The following is a 4,947-nucleotide window of genomic DNA, read 5'->3' on the forward strand; positions in this document are numbered from 1 at the left end:
TTCGAGGGACTGGTAAAATTAATGGTAGATGCGGATTTAGCGGCTTTGGGGATTAATCTTAATAACGGTGGTGATAGCGGACAGTTATTAAAAGATTTGGCTTATCTTCGCAATCGTTCCTTAATTGCCGTCGATTAACAAAGTCGGGTGGGTTAGGGAAGGGCAACCCACCCCCGTCTTGATCCATGGCCATTTTTACCTGACTTTTAGGAGTAAATCGGGTCTTTTTCCAGCAAACCTAGCAATTTTTGCATTTTAATCCAAGCCCTTCTCATTTGCCAGAATTTACTTTTTTCCATGGCGGCTATTTTACTCTCAGCTTTTTGTAATTCCTCGTCTCTTTCTCGATAATCTAATTGGTTTTTTTGCAAGTCTTGTTGCAATTCTTGTTCATGAATTTCTAATTGTTTAATTCGTTCTCTAGCCTGTTCCAACTGAGCGAATATATCAACTTTTAATGTGACTAAAGCAGCAAAAATGGCTTGGATATTTTGGGAGTAAAGTTGGGGATGATTATAAAAAAGTTGGGTGTAGGAATAGATATAGTGTTCTGCGGTCATTGAGCGACTCATAGAATCAGCTTTTTGTCGATAGAAAAATAACACTTCTGGGATACGATAGACTTCTCGACCTAATTCGATCAGCGATAGCCAGAAATCGTGATCTTCCCAACCATAAATTAAATTGCTATTATATCCCCCCACAGTTTCCCAATCGGATTTCCGAAACAAACCGGAGCAAAATATCATATTATCTACTAATATATCGGGAAATTTATACTCAGGCAGCGGCCAAGTTCCTTGTCTATCCCCAAAATACTCCGCTTCGCAATAAACTATACCTAATTGCTGATTACTTTCTAGCAAAGTAACCGCTTTTTCTAGATAGGAATCGGCAATTTTATCATCGGCATCGAGAGGAAGAATATAAGTTCCTTGCGCTTGGGCAATTCCTAGATTTCTGGCTGCGGCAACCCCTTGATTTTCTGTGCGGATGATCCTAGTTTTTGGCTGTTGATAATTTTGTAAAACCTCGATGGTTTCTGGTTCTGTGGATCCATCATCAATGACAAGGATTTCATGGTTTTGGTATGTTTGCACTAAAACAGATGCGATCGCATCATCAAGATAGCGACCTTGATTATAGCAAGGAATAATCACGGAAACTTGAGGAGCATGACTCATTGGGGGCAATTCTCTCCTACTCGAGCAAAAACTAGGTTATCAATAGCTTATCCCAAAAGTTCCCCTTTATCGTTTTTCTAAGTAAATAAAGTGTTGATATCCCCACTAGCAATTTCGGGATAGTAGGACATATTATGGATAAATTCTTAAATTATTGTGATTGCTGGACAAAATCACCCAATTGGGTGATCCCCGTGAGGGAAGCATCTCTTTTTAATAGAGGATAAGTTATTCAATAATCAGATTGTCATTATAAATGATCTTTAATCATGGAAGCTCATCAACAAAAACAACTCCGCACTTTCCTCTTGGAAAAATTAGCAATTTCCCCCCGTTCCCTCGATATGGCTGTGCGTCTCTGTGAAGCATCGGTGGGTTCTTTGCCGATGGTTTTATGGCAGTACGGTTTAATTGATTTGTCGCAATTGAATCAAGTTTTTGACTGGATGGAAACGGTATAATCGAGATCGATCTGGTCTAAAATACTAATTTATCGACTCGATCGCCTTTTTGCTTGTCATGATAGTAAGATAGGAAGGGACTTAATTAATCTGGCATAGGTTCTTGAGTTAGACATCGACTATATGTAACTCTTTGAGGGCTGGATAAAAGTTGAGATTTTCGTGACTGGGACGACTGAGTTTAATCAGGGCAAAACGTTGGAATGGTTGCAATTTTTGCCATTGTTCTAAACTAATTTCAATCTGGAATTCTCTAGCTTTTTCTCGGACTGTATCAGGAATCTGGCTATCATCTAGCCAAGGAGGATGGGGAGCTATTGCTAGTTCTCCTGCGGGATTGCCAGTTTTTTCCGTGATTAATTTTTGTAGAAAATCTCGATAAATTGCAGCTTCTGCTGCCGTCGTACAAGCCATATTAACTAACACCATTCTTTCTGGTTGACTCAACTGCATCCAATGGGATAATTTTAATTTAACTCCACAGGTATCTAGTTTCATTCTCACGGCCATCGGTATGCAACGTAAGGAGTCAACAAATTCGGCTTCAAAGTCAAAAAAGGTGTTCATATTATTTCATTGATTTACTGAGGATAAATCTATAATACAGTGCTGGGGTATAATTGTTAGAAAAAATGTTATTTTGATTGAAGAAAATTGGCTCGATATTGATGACTCGATATGAGAATTTCTTCTAGTTCCTGCCATGTTTCTCCTGCAATATAGTCAATAATTTGATCAAGATTTTGACGATAATTTTTCAAGGATATCAATAAAGCTTGACGATTGTATTTAGCCATCATTAAACCTAATTCGGGATTGCCAGCACCGACGCGACTGGTATCGCGAAAACCAGAACTAGCTAAATTTTCCGCTAATTGGCGAATATTCGGATCTTGTTCTTTCCCACAAGCTTGGATTAAACTGGTACTAATCATTACTGGCAGATGGGAAATCCATGCCACGGCTCGATCGTGTTCTTCGGGGGAGGAATAATAAATTTTACAGCCTAATTTTCGTACTATTTCGGTTAAGATTTCCACGGCACAGTTAGGAGTAGATTCAAGGGGAGTAATCAGATATGGGGTATTGACAAATAAACCCGATTGTGCAGCATTAATTCCCTGTTCGGTTTTCCCAGCCATGGGATGACTACCGACAAAATTCGGCCATAATTGACTACAATTGTCCGCAATTGCCCCTTTAACTGATCCCACATCGGTGACAATGGCTTCGGTTTTTAAATAGGGAGTTAATTTTTCCAAAGTTGGCACAATTAAATGTATGGGAGTACAAATAAAGATTAAATCGGCAGTGGCTAATAATTCTAAATTGATACTAGATTCATCTACCACTCCTTTTTGTACAGCGATATCACAGGTGGATGGTTGACGGGAAACTCCCAAAACCTTATAACCTTGTGCGCGGAAATCTAACCCCAAGGAACCACCAATTAAACCCAGTCCAATAATCCCAATATTCATTATTTTTACTCAAAGATAATTTCGTCTTCCAGTCGCCAAGCTGGATCAACAATGCACAGGAAAATTAAGGGTTCCTCTCCACAATTATGAATATATTGTTTAGCTAGAGGAGGTATATAAATGGCAGCACCGACAGTCACTAATTGCACTTCCTCATCGATGTGCATTTCTCCTTGTCCTTGCAGAATATAATAAACTTCCGCAGTTTTTAAAGCGTGGGGAGTAGAAGTTTCCCCCACATCTACCCGCGCGTGGGCTAAACTATAACGTAGATTTAACGGCTGTTTATCGGGATGCAATAACTCGCGCAATCGGGTATGATCACCGGCGATGAATTCCTGACATTCGAGCAGTTTTCTGATTAACATAGTAAAATTAAACCTCGAAGATTGTTTTTATTTTATCATTGAGTGAAAAGCTAAAGACTAATAGCCGTTATCATAGAAATATTCAGCATCGCCAGAATTAACGAATGACTTGGTTAGAACATAGTGTACAGGTAGAAGTGGACGCGCCGATCGATCTGGTTTGGGAACTCTGGTCAGATTTAGAACAAATGCCCCACTGGATGAAATGGATCGAATCGGTGAAAATTCTCGAGGAGGAGCCAGAACTTTCCCGTTGGAAGTTAGCCAGTGGTGGTCTAGAATTTACTTGGTTGTCACGGATAATGAAAATTGTCCCCCATCAGATGATTCAATGGGAATCCGTGGACGGGTTGCCTAACCGCGGGGCGATTCGTTTTTATGACCGTCATGGTAGGAGTATTGTGCGACTGACAGCAGCCTATGCTATACCGGGTTGGTTAGGAAAATTGATGGATAATCTTTTCCTCGGTCGAGTGGTGGAATCAACCCTGCAAGCTGATCTAGAGCGTTTTCGCCTTTATGCGCTCAATATTGTCAATAATACGCCGCCAAGGTGAGCTAATCATCCGCAGTTAGGGAATTTATTTTTTGTCCGATGGCTCTAGTCAGTCACCGACTAGGTACAAGAACTTTAGTCCATTTTAATCGGCTGCATCTCATATTTGTGGCTCTCTCGTACTTGTAGTGATCAGCAGCAGTTATTAAAAGAGGGCGAATGCAATGCGCCCCTACCATAATATTATGGTAGGGGCGCATCGTGGTCATTGAGTTTATTGAGATGCACCCTTTTTAATGGACTTTTCGTCTTGGCTATGAAATTGCTGACAACCGACTCCCTAAAAGGAAAACTTCCTAAGAATATCCCAAGCAAATTCCGCTATCATGGTTGAGGTATTTCTACTCGATTTTATAGAGATAGGCTTCTGGGGTTTCCAGAAGGGAAGTCATCGGGCGATCAAGAGGGGGAGTTTTGACGAGGGTAAAAATTGGAAATAAATCGTTCATTTGCATAGCCATTTTAAATTTCGGCTGTATGTAATAACTACCCGATGGGCAGGCATTGGTGATCATTAGCTCTCTTTTGGTCATAAAGGTATCGATATAATCATACTGACCATGCTCTTTTCTTTTGCCTTTCTTAGCTGGATCGCAAAGGGTTGAACCGACCGGAATCTGATTGATAATTTCCACTGTATCGGCCACGGATAGGAGTCTTTCGGAACCGTATTTACTAGCAAGATAACGTTGATTAAAATACAGATTAGTTGCGATAGAATAGCCGATGATAATTGCTAGAACTAGAGCGAGGATCCTGTGGAAAGTCTTAGTCAAGTTTAGATAGGGTTTGCTGAATAAATCTAAAAACCTTACAGGAAAGGGCTTTTAGCTTGATTGAGAGCTTCCCAAATGCACTTAAATCTGCTAGAATCTCTTAAAACCCTTGCATCACCCT

7 protein-coding genes and 1 pseudogene are annotated in these 4,947 nt (G+C 40.2%); 3 read left to right on the top strand and 5 right to left on the bottom strand.

Going from position 1 to position 4,947, the window contains the following annotated elements:
* Positions 1-138 (top strand): annotated as a pseudogene (locus EWV60_RS23120) (GDP-mannose 4,6-dehydratase); the annotation flags it as partial.
* Between the two features lie 68 nt (positions 139-206).
* On the opposite strand, the gene EWV60_RS03605 reads toward EWV60_RS23120, so the two are convergent.
* A complete protein-coding gene (locus EWV60_RS03605; RefSeq protein ID WP_287231019.1) occupies positions 207-1,184 on the bottom strand; it encodes a glycosyltransferase in 978 nt (325 codons plus the stop codon).
* Positions 1,185-1,453: 269 nt separating this feature from the next.
* Here EWV60_RS03605 and EWV60_RS03610 point away from each other — a divergent pair, with 269 nt between their 5' ends.
* The gene (locus EWV60_RS03610) at positions 1,454-1,645 is read left to right on the top strand and encodes a DUF2949 domain-containing protein (protein ID WP_002738067.1); all 192 of its coding nucleotides are present in this window, start codon (positions 1,454-1,456) and stop codon (positions 1,643-1,645) included.
* Between the two features lie 108 nt (positions 1,646-1,753).
* Here EWV60_RS03610 and EWV60_RS03615 read toward each other — a convergent pair whose 3' ends face one another.
* The 3 genes from EWV60_RS03615 to EWV60_RS03625 form a co-directional block, all read right to left on the bottom strand.
* A complete protein-coding gene (locus EWV60_RS03615; protein ID WP_287231022.1) occupies positions 1,754-2,212 on the bottom strand; it encodes a nitrate reductase associated protein in 459 nt (152 codons plus the stop codon).
* 68 nt (positions 2,213-2,280) lie between these two features.
* Entirely contained in the window at positions 2,281-3,126 is an 846-nt protein-coding gene (locus tag EWV60_RS03620; protein WP_287231024.1) for a prephenate/arogenate dehydrogenase, read from the bottom strand.
* A gap of 5 nt (positions 3,127-3,131) precedes the next feature.
* The gene (locus tag EWV60_RS03625) at positions 3,132-3,494 is read right to left on the bottom strand and encodes a cupin domain-containing protein (RefSeq protein ID WP_002774317.1); all 363 of its coding nucleotides are present in this window, start codon (positions 3,492-3,494) and stop codon (positions 3,132-3,134) included.
* A gap of 104 nt (positions 3,495-3,598) precedes the next feature.
* On the opposite strand from EWV60_RS03625, the gene EWV60_RS03630 reads away from it, so the two are divergent.
* Positions 3,599-4,051, top strand: coding sequence for an SRPBCC family protein (locus EWV60_RS03630; RefSeq protein ID WP_002774315.1), 453 nt, complete (start codon positions 3,599-3,601; stop codon positions 4,049-4,051).
* A 340-nt stretch (positions 4,052-4,391) separates the two neighbouring features.
* Here EWV60_RS03630 and EWV60_RS03635 read toward each other — a convergent pair whose 3' ends face one another.
* Positions 4,392-4,826, bottom strand: coding sequence for a hypothetical protein (locus EWV60_RS03635; protein WP_287231026.1), 435 nt, complete (start codon positions 4,824-4,826; stop codon positions 4,392-4,394).
* Positions 4,827-4,947: the final 121 nt, after the last annotated feature.

The organism is Microcystis sp. Msp_OC_L_20101000_S702, from assembly GCF_007095705.1.
GTDB classification, from domain to species: Bacteria; Cyanobacteriota; Cyanobacteriia; order Cyanobacteriales; family Microcystaceae; genus Microcystis; species Microcystis ichthyoblabe_A.